The following is a 22,025-nucleotide window of genomic DNA, read 5'->3' on the forward strand; positions in this document are numbered from 1 at the left end:
GGGGTTTATATAATCGTTAAAAACGGACGTTAACCTGCTCTACCACCGCGTTTGCTTTTGCAATCGCGTCGTCAATCGTCTCAGCGCGCGCAAGCGCGACACCCATGCGTCGGCGGCCAGCGATCTCAGGTTTACCAAATAAACGTAACTGGGTATCCGGTGCGGCCAAAGCCGCATCTAGTCCACTAAAAGCAGTTTGGGTAGACTGTCCGGTTGGTAAAATCACACTTGACGCTGACGGGCCGTGCTGGGTAATATTGGGAATGGGTAAGCCCAAAATAGCCCGCACGTGTAATGCAAACTCAGACAAGTCTTGTGAAATGAGGGTTACCAAGCCGGTATCATGCGGACGCGGTGAGACTTCACTAAAGATCACCTCATCCCCTTTAACAAATAATTCAACACCAAACAAACCACGCCCACCGAGTGCCGCAGTGACCGCTTCGGCCATTTGCTGAGCATCGGCTAAGGCTTTAGCGGTCATGGGATGGGGTTGCCAAGACTGACGATAATCACCATCAATCTGAATATGGCCAATTGGCTGACAAAACGCTGTGCCATCACGGTGGCGAATTGTTAACAGGGTAATTTCATAATCAAAATCAACAAACCCCTCAACAATCACCTTACCCTGGCCAGCGCGACCACCCTCCTGGGCATATTGCCAGGCCTGCTGAATATCCGCCGCCGTTTTAACCACACTCTGCCCTTTGCCAGACGAGCTCATAATCGGTTTGACAACACACGGCATACCAATATCAGCAATCGCTTGCTCAAATTCGGCCAGGGTTTGCGCAAAAGCATAGGGCGATGTGCGTAAACTGAGCGTTTCAGCGGCTAACCGGCGAATACCTTCACGGTTCATCGTGAGTTGGGTCGCCTTCGCGGTGGGAATTACCTGAAAGCCTTTTGCCTCTAATTCGGCTAAGGTGTCGGTCGCAATGGCTTCAATTTCCGGCACAATGTAGTGAGGTTGCTCTTGTTCAATGATTTGGCGTAATGCCGCGCCATCGAGCATATTAATGACATGGCTGTGATCAGCAACTTGCATCGCGGGGGCATTGGCATAGCGATCTACGGCAATCACCTCCACACCGAGGCGCTGTAATTCAATCACTACTTCTTTGCCGAGTTCACCGGAGCCGCATAACATCACCCGTGTCGCGGTGGCGGAAAAAGGGGTACCTATTGTCACCATAGCTTATCCTTTAAATTGGTTAATCATCGCTACAATCACCCGAGTAGAGTGGTCGGCAGCTTGTGCCAGAAAAGTTTCAAACGCGACGACGTTTTCCTTGCCAGCAATATCAGATAGCGCGCGAATAACGACAAACGGCATCTCAAACTGGTGACACACCTGAGCCACCGCAGCGGCCTCCATTTCGCAGGCAATCATTTCGGGAAACTTGGTGCGGGTGTTTGCGACATCATCTAGTTGATGAACAAAACGATCACCTGTCGCAATCAAACCATGCATGTGAGTCACTTCACCCAGGCTTTCGATGGCGCGTTTTGCTAACTCAATCAGTTGATCATCCGGCAAAAAACAGGCTGGCAGGCCTGGTATTTGGCCATGCGCATAGCCAAAGGGGGTGACATCCACATCGTGGTAGCACACCGAGCTACTAATAACAATATCGCCCACCTCTAAATCGGTATGAAAGCCACCGGCTGAACCGGTATTAATCACGGCACACGGTGCAAAACGATCAATTAAAATTGCAGTACTCATCGCGGCATTGACCTTACCAATGCCCGAACGTAACAGCACGACTGGCTGCCCCGCTATCTTGCCATGATAATATTCAAAACCGGCTATTTTGATAGTTTGGCGATCTTCGAGTTGTTCACGTAATAACATGACCTCTTCTTCCATCGCGGCAATCACCGCAATCGGCGCCGATTGGGCTAGCGCTTGACTCATACCGCGTTGCCTAGTTCGCGCAATTTGTCGGCAGTTAATAACAACTCTTCGTTTTTCATCACGCCAATGTTATGGTCAATAATGCCCTGAGCAATCGCTTTGGCTTCATCTAATGAGTGCATATTACAAGTGCCACATTGATAGACATTTAGCTCTGGAATATCCGCTTCGGATTTCACCGCCAACACATCGTGCATAGCGGCTAACCAGGCCTGGGCGACCCGCTGCTCATCTGGCTCACCAATAAGACTCATATAAAAACCGGTACGACAGCCCATCGGCGACACATCAATAATTTCAACGTCATCAGAATTTAGATGCTGGCGAATAAACCCTGCAAACAAATGCTCAAGGGTATGAATACCGCGCTCGCCCAAAATGTCTTTGTTAGGGCGGCAAAAACGTAAATCAAACACGGTGATGGTATCACCCTTTGGTGAGGTCATGGTTTTGGCAACGCGCACAGCGGGTGCGGGCATAATGGTATGGTCAACGCGGAAACTATCGAGTAATGGCATAAATCTTCTCCAATAAAATTTAGATTTTAACAAATGCACCGCTTTTGGGTGATGAATCTTGGTTTGTTTACACAAATGCGTATAAACTAGCCTAAATCACAAAGGGGTATTAAGGAGAAACGATGGGATTTGAAACACTATTCTTATTGGCGGTGGGGGGCTTTTTAATTGGTTATAGTCTATATGATCGTGAAAAAGGTAAGCTCGTGCGCGGTTTTGTGGCCTTTTTTGGCTTGGCATTTTTGTCGGGTGCGCTGGTAAGCTATTTGTATTTATAGGCTGTAGCTGTTTTGGCAGACGAAAAAAAACCCTCGGTTAAGAGGGTTTTATCATATTGTGCGAGCGGAGAGACTCGAACTCTCACACCAAAGGCACCAGAACCTAAATCTGGCGTGTCTACCAATTCCACCACGCTCGCAATACGTTTTGAAACCCGTTTAAAACAAAGTTTCAGAATTTTGGATGGTGGCTGCACCTGGAATCGAACCAGGGACACAAGGATTTTCAATCCTTTGCTCTACCAACTGAGCTATGCAGCCAAATAACAAGTTGGCGTATTATAGATAGGGGGTTTAGCCCTGTCAAATGATATTTGAAAAAAATGTTAAAAATGTGCTGGTGACGAATCGTGCCCATTTTGGGTTTTGTTATTGATACGCGCAGAAAAGGACTTCAGCAAGACTCTGATGTCTGCGTCAACCAACTTTTCTTAAATAGACGAGTTAGACTGGGTTTGAACTAGTTCATCGAGATTATCTTTTAAAACGCTGTATTTTTGGCCATCTTCATTTACTAACCATGCTTGGTCGATAGTACCAGTTTCAATTAACCTCTTCGCTTGTGCCAAATTAGTCACTACTCTGACCTGATAATCAGCTTTCGCTTGTTGTACGAGGGTTTTAAGTTTTGGTGTGTTTTGGCAAACGATTAACAATACCGGTTTAACCTTTTCTTTTAGATATTCACTTAACACCTTATACAAATCATGTGGGATGATCGGTTTGGCGAGATGATCATTCATCCCAGCAGCTAGGGCTTTGTTTTTATCTTCAATCATTGCGGCGGCACTTAAGGCAATAATAGGTGTAGTTGTATTGAATTGTCGTATCGCACGGCAGGCCTGATAACCGTCCATTACAGGCATTTGAATATCCATTAGAATGACATCATAATTTTGCTGCTGTACTTTTTCTACCGCAATTTGACCATGATCAGCTATCTCTACACTTAAACCCAGATAAGCAAGCATACTGGCAGCGACTTCTTGGTTAATTTCATTGTCCTCAACCAATAAAACGCGCCCTTCGAGTTGGGTTGATTCGGTGTGTTTGAGTGGCGTATTAAGATGCGTTTTTTGTTCTGCCGTGCAAACTTTCATGGGTAGGCTAAAGCTAAAACTGGAACCTTGATTTAGCTGACTTTTGATCTCGATGTCATCACCGCCCATGAGTTTTACTAAGCGATCACTAATCACTAAACCTAAGCCGGTGCCACCGTGTTTGCGGGTAATACTGGCGTCGGCTTGGGTAAAGGCGCTAAACAGTTTTTGTTGCTGTTCAGTGGTCATGCCGATACCGCTATCAACAACCTCAAAGTATAACCAGGCCTGGTTATCACCTTGAATATCAAGCCTAATAGTTAAACGTACTTCTCCTTGCTCGGTAAATTTAATCGCATTGCCAATTAAATTCGTTAGTACTTGTCTTAAACGTAATATGTCGCCATATAAACACGTCATGCAATTATTTTCATAGTCGAGTTGTACGCTAAAGGTTAAACCTTTCTCTTGCGCTAAACTATAAAATAAGTCGGTCAATTCATTTTTGAGGTGGGTCAGTTGAAAAGGTTGTTGGTCAAGCTCCAACTTACCTGCTTCAATTTTTGAGAAGTCTAAGATATCGTTAATAATGCCAAGCAATAAACGCCCAGACTGATTAATGCGCTTAAGTTGATGGTGCATTTTATGTGGGTCAGTTTCGTTTAAACCCAACTCTGACATGCCGATAATGCCGTTCATTGGAGTGCGGATTTCATGACTCATATTGGCTAAAAATTCAGATTTAGCGCGGTTAGCGCGTTCGGCTTCTTGTTTGGCCAACTGGATATCAGTAATATCCTGCACTACAACGAGCATTTTGCTTGGTTTGCTATCCGCATCGCGTTTGACATCACCTCGCTCTAATAACCAACGCACCGTGCCATCCGGCCAGATTATTCGATGTTCAATATCGTAGGGAACGCTCTGTTCAACACAGGCGTTAATCGCATCTACAACGGCTTGACGATCGTCTGGATGTATTGCGGCTAAAAAACTATCATAACTGAATGCAAGCTCAGCGTATCCATAGCCGAGCAAAGAGGCGATCTGTTCAGTAAAAAAGAAATCGCCGCTTTGAATATTCCATTCCCAAGTGCCAATATTGGCGTAAATTTGGCCAAGACGTAATCGCTCTTGAATATTTTGGTAATCTAAAAAGGCTTTTTTTACCTCAATCGATTCAATCTCTGCCAGTACTGCGTCCGCTAGATCACGTAATGTATCACGCTCTTGTTGGCTTAATTTTCTGGGCTGAGTATCGACAATACATAAGGTGCCTAACGCATACCCCTCATGTGTAATCAATGGGGCGCCGGCATAAAAACGAATATGTGCCTCCCCACTTACAAGGGGGTTGTCCGCAAAACGTGGATCTTGGGTGGCATCACTTACTTCAAAAATTTCACGTTGATTAATCGCATGAGCGCAGAACGAAATATCACGTGGTGTTTCACAAGCATCTAGTCCTTGTCGTGATTTAAACCATTGACGTTCGGCATCAATCAAGGACACCAAGGCGATCGGTACACCAAAACATTGTTTTGTAAGGCGAGTAAGTCGGTCATAAGCTTGATCTGGTTTAGAGTCAAGTAAATTCAGGCTTTTTAAAGCTTGTAGCCGAGATTGTTCGTTATGAGGGATAGGCGGTTTTTGCATTGCAATCCTCGAACTGTATTTAGTCAATGCGTTACAACATTTTCATGCTGTTTTATTTTGTAGTTTTGCAAAAAAGCAAAAACTGCGCTAAGAAACCTTCTTTAAAAAGATCATATAAGTATTGCTGATTGCTTTCAACATCATTAATGAATAATCGCTTTCAAATTAGATTACCACGGGTTTTAATGTTGCCTGCTAGTTTTATTAAATTATCCTGTAAGAAACTAGGTTTTTATTAGTAATGTTAGTATCATCTTAACTAAATAGTGCTTGTGGTTATGCCTGAACCTAGCACAAAACACTTTTGAGGACATCATGCCATTTTCTGAGAACTTTCAAAAAACAGCGGTGATCAATTTTCGCTTACTGATGTTAGTCAATCTGGTGTTTCTAGTACTAGCGCTATTGGCAAATTTTTGGTTAGAGCGATGGGCGTTGTTTAATATCCATGCCGTCACCGGAATAGCGTTTCTTGCTCTGTATACCATGAGCTATCTTAAGCCAAAGTTTGCAGGTTATCCTAGAATTTACTTGGCGATTATGGCGGCTTATTTTTACAGCTTTTTTTGGTATGGCCATATTGATACCTATGATTTAATCTGGTTGCTGTTGTTTCCACCCTTAGTGGCTTTTTTAATTGAAAAGGATCGCGAACTCATATTATGGCAAAGCGGATTCATTTTAGGTGTATCCATCTTCTTTATCGCCGCGATGTTCGATGCTTGGAATCTCGTTTATCCGCCCATGCTCATTGGTGCAGTACTTTTCTCTAATAGTTTTATTGCAGTTCTTTCTTGGTTCAACCATCGCTATAAAGCGCGGTTTTTTGCGGCTCAGCAGGCCTTTCAACATACTTTAGAGCAACGTGTAGATCAGGCAACAGAAACCATTAGGGAGTTAAATGATGCATTAGAAATCTCTCAGCGCGATGTGGTGATGCGCCTTGGTGAAATTTGCGAAGTACGTTCCAAAGAAACAGGTCAGCATGTGCAGCGCGTCTCGGAGTACAGTCGTAGGTTGGCTGAACTCATTCAGTTACCTGAACATGAGATTCAGTTGATTCAGGATGCGTCCCCATTACATGACGTGGGTAAAGTTGCGATTCCAGACAATATACTTAATAAGCCAGGCCGCTATGATGAGCGTGAATACAGCATCATGAAAGAACATGCTAACATTGGATATAAATTATTAAGCAGTTCGCCGCAGCCACTATTACAGGCCGCTGCTATGATTGCGAGAGATCATCACGAATGGTGGAATGGTAAAGGTTACCCTAATCATAAAACCCAAGACAACATTCACCTTTATGGCCGAATTGTAGCGATTGCAGATGTTTTTGATGCGCTTTCTTTTGAGCGCGTCTATAAGCCAGCATGGTCAGACGATAAAATTCTCGCGTTGTTTAAGGAGCAGTGTGGTGTGCAATTTGATCCAACGCTTTGTCAATTGTTTTTAGACCATTACGATGAATTTATAGCCTTGCGAAATAAGTTTTGTTAGTTTGAGAAAGTAGACGCACACAGGAGGTAAACATGGAGATTGTATTTGACGCTCTAGGGCAGGTGGAGAGTTTTGAAGCTCATCTGACCGATTTGTTATCAGATGATGGCGTTCAAGGTGTCATGGTGCTGGCTTGTGATAACAATCAATGGTCAGCCAGTGCGATTAATCCGATTATTGAATCCTGTAAGAAGCCTGTTTTTGGGGGGCTATTTCCGCAGATTATTCATGAACAACAAAACTATGCTAAAGGAACGTTGTTAATTGGATTGCCTAAGCGTCCAGATATTATTTGCATGCAAGGTTTAAGTGATGCCGATGCAGACTATGATCAACAACTGGAACCTTATCTAGAACAATGGGATGCAGCTGAACACGAAGCTACCCTTGTGGTATTTGTGGATGGTTTGAGTAAACGTATCTCAGCTTTAGTCCAGTCGTTATTTTTTACGTTCGGCTTAGAGCAAAATTTTATTGGTGGCGGAGCCGGTTCGCTTTCATTTCAGCAAAAACCCTGTCTTATTACGCCGGATGGTTTAGTAGCAGATGTGGCTTTGGTCGCTCGCTTGCCTCTACAAAGTGGCGTCGGGGTTGCTCATGGTTGGATGCCGATTAGTGAAGGAATGAAGGTCACTGAGTCAGATCGAAACGTTATCAAAACTATTGAGTGGCGTCCAGCATTTGAGGTGTATCGTGAGTTGGTTGAAGCTAATAGTGGCCAAACCTTTACGGATACGAATTTTTTTGATATTGCCAAAGGATATCCGTTTGGGATTGGTAAGTTTGGCACCGAGGTGGTGGTAAGAGACCCTTTAATGACCGATGCCGAAGGCGGCATGGTGTGTGTTGGTGAAGTACCGCAAGGCTCATTTGTCAAAATATTGAAAGGAACCCCTGAGTCGTTGTTAAGTGCGGCGAATAAGGTTAGAGAATTAGCTGAAGACTCGATACCAGGTGAGCAAAATGGTCAGGAAATGGCGTTTTTTATTGATTGCATTTCACGGGTATTGTTTTTAGAGGAAGGTATTGCTGAAGAGTTTGCTGTAGCTGCCGCGGGACGAACCTTATTTGGTGCGTTAACTTTAGGTGAAATAGCGAACAACGGTCAGGATTATCTCGAGTTCTATAACAAAACGGCTGTACTCGGCCTACTGAGGTAAGCCATGAATAATTTATCGGAAACTGAAATTCTTTATGAGATTTCTTTATCGCTAGGCAGTAGTCTTGACCTCACCAAAATGCTAAGAGAAGCCATGGCAACGATTATGCGCACCCTGAATTGTAGTGGCGCACAAACTTTGCAGGTCATCAGCTCAGACGATAGCCTTGACAATAAAGCAGGCCAATTAGTTTGGAAGCCGGTTTGTACATTGCCCCGTACTTTAGATCGTAGTGCGAGTTTTCTTGCTTTTTTAGCGGCCGCTGAATTACCAAGCTTGGGGACTGCTCGTGCAGAATGGGAGCAATCGCTTCCCAAAGTCAAGCAGATTGAAAATACTCGTTACATCCTGTTTAATTTGCCCCAATTTGGTGTGTTAGCGCTCGAACTGCGTGGGGCGAGTTTAACGCATAGCCTACAAAAGTCATTACAGGTGTTGATGAACAAGCTGGCGCATGCAGCCCAAGCATGTCTCTACGAAGTGGAGTTACAGCGACAAATCGAAGCCGCTAAGGCAGCGAGTATTGCTAAAAGTCAATTTTTGGCCAATATGAGTCATGAGCTGCGTACCCCGATGAATGGTGTAATAGGCATGACGGATTTGTTATTGCTAACCCCGTTAAATACTAAGCAGCAACGCTATGTGGATATAGTCAAATCCAGTGGTCAGTCGTTACTCGCTATTATCAATGATATTTTAGATTTCTCGAAGATTGAAGCGGGTATGCTCAATCTTGAAACCATCGACTTTGACCTGCCGCAGGTTTTAGATGACCTCCTAGCAGGCCTGGTGTTTAAGGCGCAAGAAAAAGGCCTTAAACTCGAACTGCTGATTGATGAGCAAGTACCAAAGCGAATCAAAGGGGATCCAGGGCGTCTTAAGCAAATTCTGCTGAATCTGGTCGGGAATGCAGTGAAGTTTACGCCACAAGGTAAGGTGGTCGTCAGCGTCACTCTAGCAGATCAGCAACCTCAGCAAAGTACTGATGTGCAATTACACTTTAGGGTGATTGATACGGGTATTGGTATTCCGACTGATAAACTTGATCGCTTATTCCAAGAGTTTAGTCAGGTGGACCCATCGCATACGCGTCAATATGGCGGCACAGGATTGGGGTTAGCCATTTCAAAGCAATTGGCGGAGTTGATGGGTGGCGCTATAGGTGTCAACAGTATCGAAGGTGAAGGGTCAACGTTTTGGTTTACCGTCTGTTTTAGCAAACCAGCGGTCATGCCGACCATGAATAAAGCAACTGTCAATACTCAAGATAATTTGCCAACTTTTAATGATCAAACGGTGCGTATTCTGTTGGCAGAAGACAATGAAATCAACCAGCAGGTTGCTTTGGGTATTTTGCGGATGTTTGGCCTGTCGGCAGATATTGCTAATAATGGCCAAGAAGTGCTCAATGCTATACAAAAAGACCGCTATGATTTAGTGCTGATGGATATGCAAATGCCGGTTATGGACGGCATCAGTGCGACTAGGAAAATTCGTGATTCAACATCAAGCGGCTGCTATCGTCCAAATCTACCCATAATCGCAATGACCGCGAATGCACTGCAAGATGATAAAGATAAATGCCTTGCTGCGGGTATGAATGACTATATATCAAAGCCTGTTGCGCCCATTCAACTCGCTGAAACCTTGCAAAAGTGGTTACCTGCGAGCGCCTTAGCGAGTTCTTAATGCTCTAAAGGGAGGGTGAGTGTTAGATAATTTCGTTTGGCTTGTGAGTTTAGCAGGCCTGCTAATCGTGTTGTTAGTCGTATTGGGGGTGCTGTGGCATCAACGGGCGTTATTAAAAGCCGATTATGCACATCAAGTTGCCAAAGTAGGTGAGTTAGCGTCCTATCAACAACGTTTTCAACAGCTTAGTGAAGACTATCGTGCCTTAGAAAGTCGTTACGATGCCGCGCAGCAGCATTTTGCACAAGAGCGCGAACAGTTTAGTAGTACTAAGGCGGCATTAACCCATGAATTTGAAAGTCTGGCGCAGCGGATTTTTGAACAACAGGGTCAGCAGTTTTCGCAACAAAATCAAACGCAAATAAGCCAGCTTTTGCAACCCTTTCGGGAGCAGGTGTCAAGTTTTCAGCAGCGGGTAAATGAAGTACACGATGCTGCAACGCGTGGGCAAGCAGGCCTGCAAGCGGAGTTGCGCAAAGTCATCGAATTGGGCATGAGCATGAGTCAAGAAGCGCATAACCTCACGCGGGCGTTAAAGGGCGATGCGCAACAGCGCGGGGCTTGGGGTGAGGCGCAATTACGTCGCACGCTAGAAATGAGCGGGTTGATCGAATCGGTTCATTTTAGTGTGCAAGATAGTTTTAAAGATGCTCAGCACCGCGATAAACGCACTGATTTTGTGATTAGACTGCCAGATGCAAAACACATTATCCTGGATAGCAAGGTGTCGTTAGTTGCGTATGATCGTTGGGTGGCCACCGAATCTGAATCACCAGCGGCACAACAGGCCGCACTCGATGCACACTGTCAGGCCGTGCGTCGGCATATTCAAGAGCTGGCAGCTAAGGATTACACTCAGCTGATCGGGGTTAAAAGTCCAAGCTTTGTGTTGCTATTTATGCCGATTGAGCCGGCCTATATTGCAGCCTTAAAAGCTCAGCCGGGTTTATTTGATGAAGGGTATAATCAGGGTGTGGTGTTAGTATCCCACACCACCTTGCTGCCCATTTTGCGTACCATCACCAATTTATGGACCTTGGCGCAGAGCCAAAATGAGGCCCAGGCATTAGGCGAAAAGGCGGGCGAAATTTATCAGCAGGTGAGTGTCATTGCCGAGCGACTCACCAAATTAGGCACAAGCCTGAGTGCGGCGAGTAATCATTACAACAGCACCGTTACCGCTTTAGCGGGTAATCAGGGCTTGTATGGCAAGGTAGCGCGTTTTAACCAGCTTTCGACCAAGGTGCAAAAATCCTTACCGACATTAGAAACCAAGCATATAGACTTTGATACTGAGCGGTTGAATATGTTGATCGAGCCTTTGGATACAGATAAATAATCTATTCAGGTAGGTTGTATTTAAGGCGCAATCATTTTAAGTTTCGTTATCTTTCACCTTCTAGGTTAAGATTACAGTATAAATCTGAGTGAAGGGGGCTGTTTCCGAACAGCGATGATAAACAAATCTTATTTATCAAATCAGCCATGGCAAGGTTTAGTGCTATTAGTTTTAGGTATATTAATTGCACTGGCTTGGTTGGGTATTTGGCAATCGAATAAAGCCTATGCGCAAGTTACGATTAACTTTAATCAATTTAATCAGCAACTCATGGCGCAATATGGCAACAGACGTTTGCCGGCAGGTCAGGCATGGCAACGCCTAATTAATGATATTGATGGTTTGTCAAATGTCCAAAAACTACAACGTGTTAATGCGTTCTTTCATCAAAATGTCCGCTACCGTACCGACCAACAACTCTATGGTATGGAAGATTATTGGGCTACACCCCTAGAAACGCTTGGACATGGTATGGGTGATTGCGAAGACTATGCGATTGCCAAGTACATCACCTTGCGCAAAGTGGGGCTGACAGATCAACAATTACGACTCATTTATGTTCGTGCTAATGTGCGTGGGCGCGTAGAAGCTCACATGGTGCTGGGGTACTATGCCACCCCCAATGCAGAGCCATTAATTTTAGACAGTTTAATTACACGCATTTTACCCGCCTCGCAACGAACAGATTTAACTCCCGTTTTTAGTTTTAATGCTCAGGGATTATGGGCAGGCAATCAGCGTTCGGCTTCTAGTCCTACTGCACGGCTCTCTCGGTGGCGATCCGTGTTGGATCGACTTGCAGAGGAGGGCATTTATTTTGAATAGTTTTTTATCTAGGAAGTGCTATGTCGTTAATTAAGCAGCTTTGGTTAGGTATCATTGGATTGTTGTTAATTGCGTTTATAAGTAGTTTTTTTGTGAGTGTCTATAACGCAAAAAGCTATTTTGAAGATCAGCTGAATTTAAAAAATAACGATAATGCGCAAAGTCTTGCCTTATCGCTTAGCCAAATGGATAAAGAGCCCGTCATGGTAGAGTTGTTTATCGCTGCCCAATTTGATACCGGCTACTATCGACGCATTGAATTAATAGACCCGATGGACGAGACGATTCAACGACGTATATTTGATGATCAAGAGTCCATAACTATCCCGGAGTGGTTTGAAGATTTGATCGCACTAGACATTCAACCCGGTATTGCGCTTGTTCAGGATGGTTGGCAGCAATATGGTACGGTGTATGTTGAAAGTCATGACCGGTTTGCTTACGAGGCCTTATGGCAAAGTACGCTACAGCTTAGTATTTGGTTGTCAATCATTGCGCTGGTATCTGGGTTAGTGGGTACGTTTTTACTAAAAACAATTATTAAGCCACTCGATTTTGTTGTAGAACAAGCTGAAGCAATGGGCGATCGCCGATTTTTAGTGGGTGATGAGCCAAGAACCCTTGAGTTTGGTCGGGTCGTTAGAGCCATGAACAAGTTATCAAAGCGTATTAAGGCGATGTTAGAGCGTGAGTCGCAACGCTTATCAACATTGCGTGCATCTATTGCAGTTGACCATACCACAGGCTGCTTAAACCGTGATTATATTATTAGTCAACTGGATGCTATTTTAGCTGATCGTGAAAACACCGCTGCCCATGGTGTGTTATTAATTCGTGCCAAAGGGTTGCAAGAGTGTAACCAAAAGTTAGGGCGTCAACAGGTTGATCATGAGCTAAAACACTTGGTTAATGAGGTGGCGCGCGACTTAGGCTTGATTAGCGCAAGTAAAGAGTGTGTGGGGCGTTTAAATGGGACAGATTTTGTGGTGTTACTCCCAGATGAATTGAATGATCAGCAGGCCTGGTGCCAAGCGCTACGTGAAAAATTGGATGGTGAAAAAATTAACTATGCCATGGCTTTTACTAGTTTTAGCTGTATTGAAGCCCGTGGTCATCTACTGGCTCGTTTAGATAGTTTGTTAGTGCGTGCTGAACAACAATCGAATACAGCGCTTGAAATGCTTTCGGGTAGCGAATCGAGTGTAGCCCATTTACCTGTATTAACTGAAAGCGATTGGAGTCAGTGTATCCAACAGGCTCTTAATCCACTGACAGGTTTGTCGGCATTAAAATTTGCCTATTTTCCAACCCAAGATGCACAGAGTAAAATCTGGCACCAAGAAGCCATGATGCGCTTAGATTGTCAAAATCAAACTTTTACAGCATGGCAAATCCTGCCGTGGGCAAAACGTTTTAAGCAGGTTGCGGAGCTGGATGAAAAAGTTTTAGAAAAAGCATTAGTTGCATTAGCTGAAGATGTTGACCTGAAACTGGCAGTTAACATAAGTATCACCACCATTGCCATCGAGTCAGTTAGAACCCGACTTTTGCAGCAGCTGAATCAAAGTCAAAATCTAGCGTCTCGTCTTGCACTGGAATTTACCGAACAGGAGTTTATGGCTCAGCAAGCGTCTGCGAGTGCGGCTTTGTTATTGATAAAGCAGACCGGATGTAAAATTGGCATAGAAAAGGCGGGTTCGAATATTTTAAAAACGCCAAACATTCAAGAATTAGGTTTAGATTACCTTAAGATTAATAGTGTCTTTGTAAGAGAATTTATTACCAGTCAGAATGATCGTTATCTACGAGGCATTATGACCCTTGCTCACACATTGGGTATTATTGTTATTGCTGAAGGGGTAATGGCCGAAGCTGAAATAGCACAGCTGATTGAGCTAGGTTTTGATGGCGTAACAGGACCCGGTGTCGCTTAATAATTGAGCGGGCTTTCTTCGTCTTCCAGCAAATCTAAGTTACGCCGGCCTTGGCGTAACTGGGTGCGCTTTAATAGTTTACGCTGCGCTTGTTCTGGCAACTCTGTAAACTGAATGACACCTTTATCAATCATTAACTCAATTAGGTCGTCAAGCACGCGGATCATTTCAAGATCACTGTCTTGTAAAGCTTGAATGGTCACTTTTTCTTCGCTCATTTAGTGTACCCCCTATAAATTAACATTAACTGCATGCGATCTTTTGCTCCCGTCTTGGCTAGCAAATTACTCATGTGTTGTTTAACAGTGCGTTCGGTGATGTTAAGTTGAGTAGCAATTTTCTTATTAGTTAAACCCTGGCAGACTCGTTCAGCGACATCATGCTCGCGGGCCGTTAAATCGAATGTCGATTTAGGGTTAGAATCTGCCTGTAGCGTTCCGCTGCGTTGTAATAGCTTATCACTGGCACTAACTAATCTAGATAACAACTCAGCAGGTAACCACATTGAGCCAGCTGCAAGGGTTTGTTCAATTTGTTGCAGAATGGTCGCGTTAGCTGTGGCGTCTGTATAAGCCTTTGCACCCAAACCGATCGCTTTTTGAAATTCCGCAAAAGACTTTTTAAATGACATCACCGCGCAAGGAACCTTGTGTTGATTTAATGCACGTAACCAGGCCTGCCACTCAGGATGATCTGTGCATACCCATGCCATTTTAGGTAGAGTAAGGCGCGACTGTTGCTCGAATTCATCGAGGTTAAGTGAGGTTTTAGTAATGCCAATCTGAGTCCATTCTGGATGTTCAAAACGATTAAGCATAACCAACATTTGTGAGGCAGTAGGTAGAAGGGTATCAGTTTTCATAGTTATTATTCCTTAACGCTCAGTCATTGCATTTGAGGTAGCTCGTAGCACAGGTTTGAGCAAATAATCTAACACGCTCTTTTTCCCAGTTAGAATGTCCACTTGCACAGTCATACCAGGAATTAAAACCATATTGGCCGGGATTAACGAATCATCTGTCTGCAGTCGCACAAGATAATAGGTTTCATCCTTTTCATCGGTGATAGTGTCGGCACTAATATGAGCCACCTTGGCATCAAACGCACCATAAATCATAAAGTCATAGGCGGTGAATTTCAGTCGCGCATTTAGGCCAGGTCGAATATTGGCGATGTCACGAGGGGCAATGCGAGCTTCGACGATTAAGGTATCATCTAGCGGCACAATTTCCATAACTTCCCTGCCTGGTGACACGACACCGCCAACGGTATTAACATAAAGACGTTGGATCGTGCCACGTACCGGCGAGCGTAATTCGGTTTGACGCACGCGGTCTTGCAGACCGGCTTCTGCTTCACTTAGGGTAGCCAAACGCCCGATGCTTTCGCTAAGTTGCGTGCGCCACCGTGTGACAGCAACCGATTCAATTTCTTTGATACGAATTTCAGCTTCTTCAATCGCTAGGTTTAAGCGGCGAATGGTCACCTCGGTACGATTGAGCTCACCCTGGGCATTTGCAAGATCGCGCTCCAAACGAATTACATCGACTTCGGAAACAGCACCAGAGCGTAATAAAGGCCGGGTAAAGTTTAGCTCACGACGTGTAGTAGAAAGGACTTCCTGTTGTTGCGATCTAGCCATCTCAGCCTCTTTAAGTTCCTCACGGCGCTGTGCCAGTTGAGAACGGGCAATTTCAAGCTGTTCGGCCAGTTCTTGGCGAGCTGATTGATACAAGGCTAATTCTTGAATAAAGATAACCGGATGCTCAGCACGAATGGCGGTATCAAACTCCGGTGGGCGTTGCTCAATTAATGCTTGTAGTCGTTCAATTTCAGCACTTAAGCTAGCTACTTGGGCGCGGTTTTCACGAAAACTAGCTGTAGAGCGCGTTGCATCAATAATAACAAGCGGGTCGCCGCGTTCGACAGTTTGGCCTTCGCGCACTAAAATATCCTGCACTATCCCGCCATCAAGTGATTGAATAATTTGCAATTGTTGTGAGGGGATTATACGACCATCACCGCGCGTTATTTCATCCAACTCGGCCCAGTTAGCCCAAACAATTAGCGCAATAAAAACTAATACAACAATGTATAGCAAGCGTCTCGCACCTGTGGGTTCCTGATTAATATAAGCTGGTTCATGTTTTATGACCCAATCAGGACTGGCTTTAAAAATTTTATTTGCAACGGCTTGAGTCGTTTTAGCATGGGTGATTTTGCTGATTTGGTCAAACCCCTGTTGTTCGCTAGAACGGCTTGTTGGCTTTTTGCTTTCATTGCTCATTTAAGACGCCCCACTCACTTTACCTTTCTTTAACGCATCCAATACCGTATCTTTTGGACCATCTGCGACAATTTTGCCATGATCAATGACCATCACACGTGTTGCAATCGCTAGCAGTGACGTGCGGTGCGTACTAATTATGGCGGTTTTGTTTTGTAAATAGTTAGTGAGATTTTTCTTGATGGCTTCTTCCGTTGCATGATCAAGCGACGATGTCGGTTCGTCTAATAATACTAGGTTTGGTTGATAGGCTAAACCACGAGCTAGACCAATTAACTGTTTTTGACCACCAGACAAACGTTGTCCGCCTTCGCCTACCTCAGAGTCCCAACCGGCATCAGCCTGATTAAGCAATGGTTGCAGCTGGGTCAACTCGGCTAGCTGAACGAGTTGTTCGTCAGTTAAGGGATTACCCGTAACAATGTTATCTTTAATACTTCCCATAAATAGACGGATGTCTTGCGGGACATAGCCAATATATTCACGTAACTGTGCCGGGTCAATTTGATGAATGTCCACACCGTCGACAAAAATTTGGCCATTGGTCGGTTGATAAAGTCCAAGTAATAATTTTTTTAAGGTGGATTTACCCGAACCATTGCGACCTAAGATGACTAACTTGTCACCGGGGTTAAGTTTAAAACTAATGCCTCTTAAGCTAGATTGTTCATTGTTTGGATAGTTAAATTCAACATTCTTAAATTCTACAGCGCCTTTTAACTTGGGACGTGACACCCAGCTTTTACCTTTGGGTCGTTCAACATCTTCTTCCATAATAGTATTAACGGCATCTAAAGCGGTTTTAGCTTGATGGTATTGCCCGAGCAGGCCTGCTGCTTGAGCAACAGGGCCCATGGCACGCGAGGACAGTAGGTAAGCGGCAATTAAGCCACCCTGCGATAACTGGCCGTCTATAATTAAATAGACCCCAATGATGACAATACTTACTGCAACGAGATGTTGAGTGGTTTGCGCCATGTAATTAATAGAGCTGGCTACAAATCGATTGCTAGACTGAGTTTCAGCTAAAAATTGCGTAGCCTGTTCCCAATAGCGTTGTAGTTTACCTTCACGGCGGAAACTCTTGAGGTGTTCAATATTGCTTACCCCTTCAATTAGCTGGCCGTTACGCATAGCACTGGCCTGCTGGCTATTTTCCGCGAGTTGTTGCAGTTTAACCTGTGCAATCAACGCATAGAGCAACACAATTATCGCCCCCACAACAATAGGTGCCGCCATAATAGGTGCAATGATAAATATAATAAATGTAAATAAGAAAATGAACGGAAAATCGATTAGTGCAATCAGCGTCATAGAGCCGATAAAACCACGTAAATGCTCAAACGATTGAATACTGGCGGCAAAAGACCCTGAGGAAGCAGGGCGGTTTTTTAATTGTCGATTAAGTACTCGCTCCATAATATTGGCGGAAATCTTAATGTCTGTACGCGTGGCCGCCAGATCCACAAACCAACTTCGCATAATCTTTAGGGTAAAGTCGGCCACTAATACGACTAACAAGCCTACGCTCAATACCCAAAGGGTTTCGGTGGCAAAGTTAGGTACGACGCGATCATAAACATTCATCACGTAGAGCGGCATCGCCACGGCAAATAGGTTAATTAAAATAGAGGCAAGTAATACATCACGGTAAATTCGGCGGTTTTCTTTGATAACCGACCAAAACCAATGCTTATTGGTGTCTTGTTTTAATTGTTTGCTTGTTTTAGCAACTTGAAACTCCGGCCGCACATATGCCACGTTTGGCAACTTGCCCGGAATGAGGCCCAGCTGGGTTTCAGCATCTTGCCAATGAAGGGTGTGGGGTTCGTGGGTGTCGGGATTAACTACTGAAATGCTTTGTGACACAGAATCGACTGAGGTTACTACCCAAGTTTGACCCTGTTGACTGGTCATAAGAGCGGGCAATAGCGCAGGATTGAGTTCAGTAATGCGCCGAGATTTCCAAGCGACACTAAAGTCAGCTCGTGCCGCAGCGCGAGCTAATAAATTGGGGGTGAGTCGGCCGGCTTCAATTGGAAGTCCTTGAGTGGCCGACGCAGCAGAAAGCGGGCGCTCGTGGTGTTGACATATCCACAATAAACCCGCTAAAAGGCTTGACTCGTTAGGGGCTTGTGCCCCCTGTTGTTCTTCTGTCATTTTTAGCAAATGCCTTTTTAAACTATTAAACTGGAATAGGGCGTAATTTAGTATTTAATGGTACTCGTTTTTAGCCCTATTTAAACGTTTAAATTAGCATTAATTGCTAGCTGTCACGCGCGCCTCTATACGACGATTGATCTCATTAGCAGCCGGATTGATTTCGTTAATGATTGGACGGTTTACACCATATCCTACTGCGGTTATACGATCTGGGTTAATATTAAAATCGTTAATTAACGCCTCTGCAATAGCATTGGCACGGCGTTGTGATAAATCCATGTTGTAGTCAAAGTCACCATCTAAAGATGCGTGTCCAGCAATTTCAATGTTGGTGTCAGGGAAGCGTGCCATAAAATCAGCAATATTTTGAATATCGCCCATAAATTCTGGACGAATCGCAGCAGAGCTCACTTCAAATAATACATTGACTTCATAAGTGGTTTCTTCACCATTAAACGCCCATTGTTCTGGCTCTTCTGGGAAAGGTTCTAATTCAACTTCAACATGGGTGTCAATTACCTCTGGGACCGGACAGAATGCGCCAGGGTTTGAGATATCCGATGCACCTAAGTCCTCCAAGGTTGGTAACTGGTCACGGGTAATGCCTAGGTTATTGACTAAACTGCCCGTGTTAGCCTGAATGCGAGCTTGGGCAACGTTGTAATCAAATTGTGCATTAATGAGTGCGCGGCTCGCTTCAAAGTATTCACTTTCGGCGGTTAATAAGTCTAACAGAGTGCGTTGGCCTAAATCAAACTGATCACGATAGGCAAGGCGCACGCGGTCAGCTGAATCTCGGTGACGTTCTAAAGTCGGTAATTCCGACTGTAAACGGCTACCATCGTTGAAGGCAATTTGTACTTCTTGTCTTACGTCCACGCAGCTCTTGTCACGCAAGCTATTAGCAACATTGATTTGTTCAAAAGCACGGCTGATGCTGGCCGCATCACGACCACCACGATAGAGGTTAAAGCGAGCCTCAATACCAATACTGGCATCACGGCGCAGCTCATCCAAGCGTTGACCTGAAGAGTCAGAATCACGGTAACCAAAACGACCCGTTAAGTCCACCTCAGGCATATAGTTAGAACGCTGACGTAGTTCACCTTTTTCTTCCGCCTCAATATTGCGCATGCTGGCTAAAAAGCTTGGATTACTGGCATAGGCTGTCGTAATGGCATCCATTACAGTGCTAGGAATCACATCATCCACAAAGGTTAATGAATTCATCTCAGCCGGTGGTTGTGTGCCCACAATTCGTAAGTAACGCGCGCTTACGTCATGCAAGTTTGCACGTTCTGTTGATGCATTGGTTTCTGCTAGCGCGACACGGCCATTAATTTGGTCTAAGTCAGCCTGGCGCCCAACACCGGCATTCACTGAGCGTTCAACCTGACGTTGCACAATTCGATGTGCTTGAAGGTTTTGTTCGGCTAGGCGCACCAATTCGCGCTGTTTTGCAACATCTTGGTAGGCTTGGAAGCTGGCGTAAGTGATGCGTTCAATATCAGCAAGCAATTCATAATAGCGGGTCAAACGTACTTTCTCTGCTTGACCGATATCGTTACGAACACGGTTGCCATTAAACAACGACTGGCGCAACTGTAGTTCTATATTACTGCTAGTAAAATTACGTTTACTATCGGCACCTAAATCATAATCCCGGTCAATTTGTTGCACGCTACCCACGAGATCTAAAGTAGGTAGGTTGCCACCACGGGCAATATCAATATCAAAACTGGTGGCGACAAAGGCATGCCAGCTTGCGGCGACTTCTGGATTGTTCTGTACAGCTTGGCGTGCAATGGATACAAAATCATGCCCAGCATTTGGGTTAGTTAAAGCAGAAGTGATAGGTTCAACAGAAGATTCATTAGCGTGAAGTGAATTAAATGCAAAGGCGCTGCAGAGCGCAATAACCAGCGTTTTTTTCTTGAGCATGACAAAGATCCTAATGTTAATTTGAGGTTGAATATTTAAGCAAGTCAATAGCTTATTAACTTGGCTGCTACTTTTAGACTAAGTATAAATAATATAGTGCAGACTAGTGATAAAAAATATTAATTAAGGCTAGGGTTATGATTCAAAAATTCAAATTTTTATGCCAATATTGGCATAATTTACCCAATTTGGTATAAATTGATGCACAATTTGTTCAAAAATAGGACTTTGGTACAGTTTGAAAACCGATAAATTTAAAGTAATCTGTACAAAATTAAATTTTATAAGTCAACCGACGTAAGGAAGTAAAACATGGAACCTACTATTATTGTAAACAGTATCACTGGCCAAGCGGAAATTCGTAACGCCAATGGCGAGATCCAAGCGATTCAAGCAGGCGATAATCTTGCGCTAGGCGATGTGTTGGTAATTAACCAAGACAGCATCGTATTTTTAGATGTCGATGGCACGATTTTACCCTTTTATGGTGAGCTAGAAGTAGATGTAGTAGCTAACATGCAGCCAACACAGGCTTTTGATATAGATGATGTGGCATTAAATGATCCAGCGGTAGCAGAAATGCTGGCGATTCTTGATGGCGACGGTGATCTATTAGATGAATTAGAAGCACCGGCAGCCGGCGCCGGTGTTGATGAAGACGGCGTGGACGATAGTTTAGTGCGTCTAAGCCGTATTGTTGAAACGACTGATCCCCTGGCCTTTGATGGGTTTGAGCAGGCTGATGCGACTACTCCAACTTTTGATCCTGTCACGGCTACAGCGTTAGATAATGAAACACCTATTGTTCCTTCAAGCATTGATGTAGCTATGGCAGATGTTTATAGCGGCAACATGTTTGCTGTTCCAGTAACTGGAACCACTACCGGGGTTGCCGCCGGTTCAACAGTAATCATTACGGTAACAGATCAAAACGGTGCTAGTGTTTCAGGCACGGCGACTGTCCAAGCAGACGGTTCCTACCAAACAGAAATAAATTTAACCAGTTTAAACGATTCAACTCCAGCGCAGTCTGGTGAACCAGTTCTCACTGATGGCCCCCTCACAGTTACAGCAGTGGTAACCGATCTAAATGGTTCACCTATATTTGCTGATAATGAGGCGGATATGGACGCAACTATTGGCACGCCGGTGATTACATTAGAAGCGGCGGATGCGAATGAAGATGGCATTTACAATGCGGCTGAGCTAGGTGAAGACGGTACGATTAACGCGACGATCAGTGTAGCGGGATCAGAAGTGGGCGACACCTTGACCTATAGAGTGAATGAAGGCGAGCCAGTCAGTGTTGTGTTGACAGAAGAGAATATTGCGACCGGGATAGTGGTTGCGATAGCGCCAGAAGCGACGATAACCGCGCAGCTAAGTGACCCAGCCGGTAACGAGTCAGTGGTTGCGAGTGCGACCGCGTTGCCAGCGGATGTTATACCACCAAGTCTTGAAATCAGTATTAATGAAGACGCTAGTGTAGTGACCTTCACGTTCAGTGAAGAAGTGACGGGCTTTGATGCAACGGACATCGATGTTGATAACGGTACGATTGCTAATCTGACTACCAGTGACAACATTACGTGGACAGCGGACTTAACACCGGCTGCGGACTTTGAAGGTGATGTGGTTGTTAGCGTAGAAAATGACAGCTACACAGATCTAGCGGGCAATAACGGTACGGGTGACAGTGCAGAGATTACGGTTGATACTCTAGCCCCAAGTCTTGAAATCAGTATTAATGAAGACGCTAGTGTAGTGA

Annotated in this window: 17 protein-coding genes and 2 tRNA genes; 8 read left to right on the forward strand and 11 right to left on the reverse strand. The window is 44.6% G+C overall.

Annotated features, from left to right (window positions below):
• Window positions 1-16: 16 nt before the first annotated feature.
• Genes purT through luxS form a run of 3 tightly spaced genes read right to left on the reverse strand, consistent with a single transcriptional unit; the run spans window position 17 to window position 2,442 of the window.
• Window positions 17-1,198, reverse strand: a complete 1,182-nt coding sequence (purT, locus tag BM293_RS06620; protein WP_093447774.1) for a formate-dependent phosphoribosylglycinamide formyltransferase — start codon at window positions 1,196-1,198, stop codon at window positions 17-19.
• Between the two features lie 3 nt (window positions 1,199-1,201).
• Window positions 1,202-1,924, reverse strand: coding sequence for a 5'-methylthioadenosine/S-adenosylhomocysteine nucleosidase (mtnN, locus tag BM293_RS06625; RefSeq protein WP_093447775.1), 723 nt, complete (start codon window positions 1,922-1,924; stop codon window positions 1,202-1,204).
• Window positions 1,921-2,442 carry an S-ribosylhomocysteine lyase gene (gene luxS, locus BM293_RS06630; RefSeq protein ID WP_093447777.1) on the reverse strand — a complete coding sequence of 174 codons (522 nt, stop codon included), beginning with the start codon at window positions 2,440-2,442 and terminating at the stop codon, window positions 1,921-1,923. The genes mtnN and luxS overlap by 4 nt, the downstream gene beginning before the upstream one ends.
• 122 nt (window positions 2,443-2,564) lie before the next feature.
• Here luxS and BM293_RS10285 point away from each other — a divergent pair, with 122 nt between their 5' ends.
• Window positions 2,565-2,720 (forward strand): hypothetical protein, encoded by a 156-nt coding sequence (locus tag BM293_RS10285; RefSeq protein WP_200770603.1) that lies wholly within the window; start codon window positions 2,565-2,567, stop codon window positions 2,718-2,720.
• Window positions 2,721-2,779: 59 nt separating this feature from the next.
• Here the strand turns inward: BM293_RS10285 and BM293_RS06635 are convergent.
• The 3 genes from BM293_RS06635 to BM293_RS06645 all read right to left on the reverse strand — a co-directional run bounded on the left by BM293_RS06635 (window position 2,780) and on the right by BM293_RS06645 (window position 5,416).
• Window positions 2,780-2,860: transfer RNA gene (locus BM293_RS06635), tRNA-Leu, on the reverse strand.
• Between the two features lie 45 nt (window positions 2,861-2,905).
• A tRNA-Phe gene (locus BM293_RS06640) sits at window positions 2,906-2,981 on the reverse strand.
• Between the two features lie 170 nt (window positions 2,982-3,151).
• Window positions 3,152-5,416 carry a response regulator gene (locus BM293_RS06645; protein WP_093447778.1) on the reverse strand — a complete coding sequence of 755 codons (2,265 nt, stop codon included), beginning with the start codon at window positions 5,414-5,416 and terminating at the stop codon, window positions 3,152-3,154.
• 315 nt (window positions 5,417-5,731) lie between these two features.
• Here BM293_RS06645 and BM293_RS06650 point away from each other — a divergent pair, with 315 nt between their 5' ends.
• The 6 genes from BM293_RS06650 to BM293_RS06675 all read left to right on the forward strand — a co-directional run bounded on the left by BM293_RS06650 (window position 5,732) and on the right by BM293_RS06675 (window position 13,866).
• On the forward strand, window positions 5,732-6,919 hold the full coding sequence (locus tag BM293_RS06650; RefSeq protein ID WP_093447780.1) for an HD-GYP domain-containing protein: 1,188 nt from the start codon (window positions 5,732-5,734) through the stop codon (window positions 6,917-6,919).
• Window positions 6,920-6,951: 32 nt separating this feature from the next.
• Window positions 6,952-8,079 (forward strand): FIST signal transduction protein, encoded by a 1,128-nt coding sequence (locus BM293_RS06655; protein ID WP_093447781.1) that lies wholly within the window; start codon window positions 6,952-6,954, stop codon window positions 8,077-8,079.
• A gap of 3 nt (window positions 8,080-8,082) precedes the next feature.
• Window positions 8,083-9,768, forward strand: a complete 1,686-nt coding sequence (locus BM293_RS06660; protein ID WP_093447783.1) for an ATP-binding protein — start codon at window positions 8,083-8,085, stop codon at window positions 9,766-9,768.
• Window positions 9,769-9,787: 19 nt separating this feature from the next.
• Entirely contained in the window at window positions 9,788-11,107 is a 1,320-nt protein-coding gene (locus BM293_RS06665) for a DNA recombination protein RmuC (protein WP_093447784.1), read from the forward strand.
• A 114-nt stretch (window positions 11,108-11,221) separates the two neighbouring features.
• A complete protein-coding gene (locus BM293_RS06670) occupies window positions 11,222-11,932 on the forward strand; it encodes a transglutaminase-like cysteine peptidase (protein ID WP_093447786.1) in 711 nt (236 codons plus the stop codon).
• A 20-nt stretch (window positions 11,933-11,952) separates the two neighbouring features.
• On the forward strand, window positions 11,953-13,866 hold the full coding sequence (locus BM293_RS06675; protein ID WP_093447787.1) for a bifunctional diguanylate cyclase/phosphodiesterase: 1,914 nt from the start codon (window positions 11,953-11,955) through the stop codon (window positions 13,864-13,866).
• Here BM293_RS06675 and BM293_RS06680 read toward each other — a convergent pair.
• The 5 genes from BM293_RS06680 to BM293_RS06700 all read right to left on the reverse strand — a co-directional run bounded on the left by BM293_RS06680 (window position 13,863) and on the right by BM293_RS06700 (window position 20,257).
• A complete protein-coding gene (locus BM293_RS06680) occupies window positions 13,863-14,084 on the reverse strand; it encodes a hypothetical protein (protein WP_093447789.1) in 222 nt (73 codons plus the stop codon). The genes BM293_RS06675 and BM293_RS06680 overlap by 4 nt on opposite strands.
• Complete coding sequence (locus BM293_RS06685; protein WP_093447790.1) at window positions 14,081-14,728, reverse strand: response regulator transcription factor; 648 nt, start codon at window positions 14,726-14,728, stop codon at window positions 14,081-14,083. Before BM293_RS06685 ends, BM293_RS06680 begins: the two co-directional genes overlap by 4 nt.
• A gap of 12 nt (window positions 14,729-14,740) precedes the next feature.
• Window positions 14,741-16,153 carry an HlyD family type I secretion periplasmic adaptor subunit gene (locus BM293_RS06690; protein ID WP_093447792.1) on the reverse strand — a complete coding sequence of 471 codons (1,413 nt, stop codon included), beginning with the start codon at window positions 16,151-16,153 and terminating at the stop codon, window positions 14,741-14,743.
• Window positions 16,154-18,313 (reverse strand): type I secretion system permease/ATPase, encoded by a 2,160-nt coding sequence (locus BM293_RS06695; protein ID WP_093447793.1) that lies wholly within the window; start codon window positions 18,311-18,313, stop codon window positions 16,154-16,156.
• Window positions 18,314-18,412: 99 nt separating this feature from the next.
• Window positions 18,413-20,257: a TolC family outer membrane protein gene (locus BM293_RS06700; protein ID WP_093447795.1), complete on the reverse strand. Its 1,845-nt coding sequence runs from the start codon at window positions 20,255-20,257 to the stop codon at window positions 18,413-18,415.
• A gap of 312 nt (window positions 20,258-20,569) precedes the next feature.
• Here BM293_RS06700 and BM293_RS06705 point away from each other — a divergent pair.
• Window positions 20,570-22,025 (forward strand): retention module-containing protein (locus BM293_RS06705; protein ID WP_093447797.1); only part of this gene is annotated, 1,456 nt, incomplete at its 3' end.

This window comes from Thiomicrospira sp. ALE5 (assembly GCF_900112445.1).
In the GTDB taxonomy this organism is placed as follows: Bacteria; Pseudomonadota; Gammaproteobacteria; order Thiomicrospirales; family Thiomicrospiraceae; genus Thiomicrospira.

What these genes read in the sequence shown, in the direction of transcription:
- purT (WP_093447774.1), bottom strand. Translation starts at nt 1,198, where the DNA reads ATGGTGACAATAGGTACCCCTTTTTCCGCCACCGCGACACGGGTGATG.
- mtnN (WP_093447775.1), bottom strand. Translation starts at nt 1,924, where the DNA reads ATGAGTCAAGCGCTAGCCCAATCGGCGCCGATTGCGGTGATTGCCGCG.
- luxS (WP_093447777.1), bottom strand. Translation starts at nt 2,442, where the DNA reads ATGCCATTACTCGATAGTTTCCGCGTTGACCATACCATTATGCCCGCA.
- BM293_RS10285 (WP_200770603.1), top strand. Translation starts at nt 2,565, where the DNA reads ATGGGATTTGAAACACTATTCTTATTGGCGGTGGGGGGCTTTTTAATT.
- BM293_RS06645 (WP_093447778.1), bottom strand. Translation starts at nt 5,416, where the DNA reads ATGCAAAAACCGCCTATCCCTCATAACGAACAATCTCGGCTACAAGCT.
- BM293_RS06650 (WP_093447780.1), top strand. Translation starts at nt 5,732, where the DNA reads ATGCCATTTTCTGAGAACTTTCAAAAAACAGCGGTGATCAATTTTCGC.
- BM293_RS06655 (WP_093447781.1), top strand. Translation starts at nt 6,952, where the DNA reads ATGGAGATTGTATTTGACGCTCTAGGGCAGGTGGAGAGTTTTGAAGCT.
- BM293_RS06660 (WP_093447783.1), top strand. Translation starts at nt 8,083, where the DNA reads ATGAATAATTTATCGGAAACTGAAATTCTTTATGAGATTTCTTTATCG.
- BM293_RS06670 (WP_093447786.1), top strand. Translation starts at nt 11,222, where the DNA reads ATGATAAACAAATCTTATTTATCAAATCAGCCATGGCAAGGTTTAGTG.
- BM293_RS06675 (WP_093447787.1), top strand. Translation starts at nt 11,953, where the DNA reads ATGTCGTTAATTAAGCAGCTTTGGTTAGGTATCATTGGATTGTTGTTA.
- BM293_RS06680 (WP_093447789.1), bottom strand. Translation starts at nt 14,084, where the DNA reads ATGAGCGAAGAAAAAGTGACCATTCAAGCTTTACAAGACAGTGATCTT.
- BM293_RS06685 (WP_093447790.1), bottom strand. Translation starts at nt 14,728, where the DNA reads ATGAAAACTGATACCCTTCTACCTACTGCCTCACAAATGTTGGTTATG.
- BM293_RS06690 (WP_093447792.1), bottom strand. Translation starts at nt 16,153, where the DNA reads ATGAGCAATGAAAGCAAAAAGCCAACAAGCCGTTCTAGCGAACAACAG.
- BM293_RS06695 (WP_093447793.1), bottom strand. Translation starts at nt 18,313, where the DNA reads ATGACAGAAGAACAACAGGGGGCACAAGCCCCTAACGAGTCAAGCCTT.
- BM293_RS06700 (WP_093447795.1), bottom strand. Translation starts at nt 20,257, where the DNA reads ATGCTCAAGAAAAAAACGCTGGTTATTGCGCTCTGCAGCGCCTTTGCA.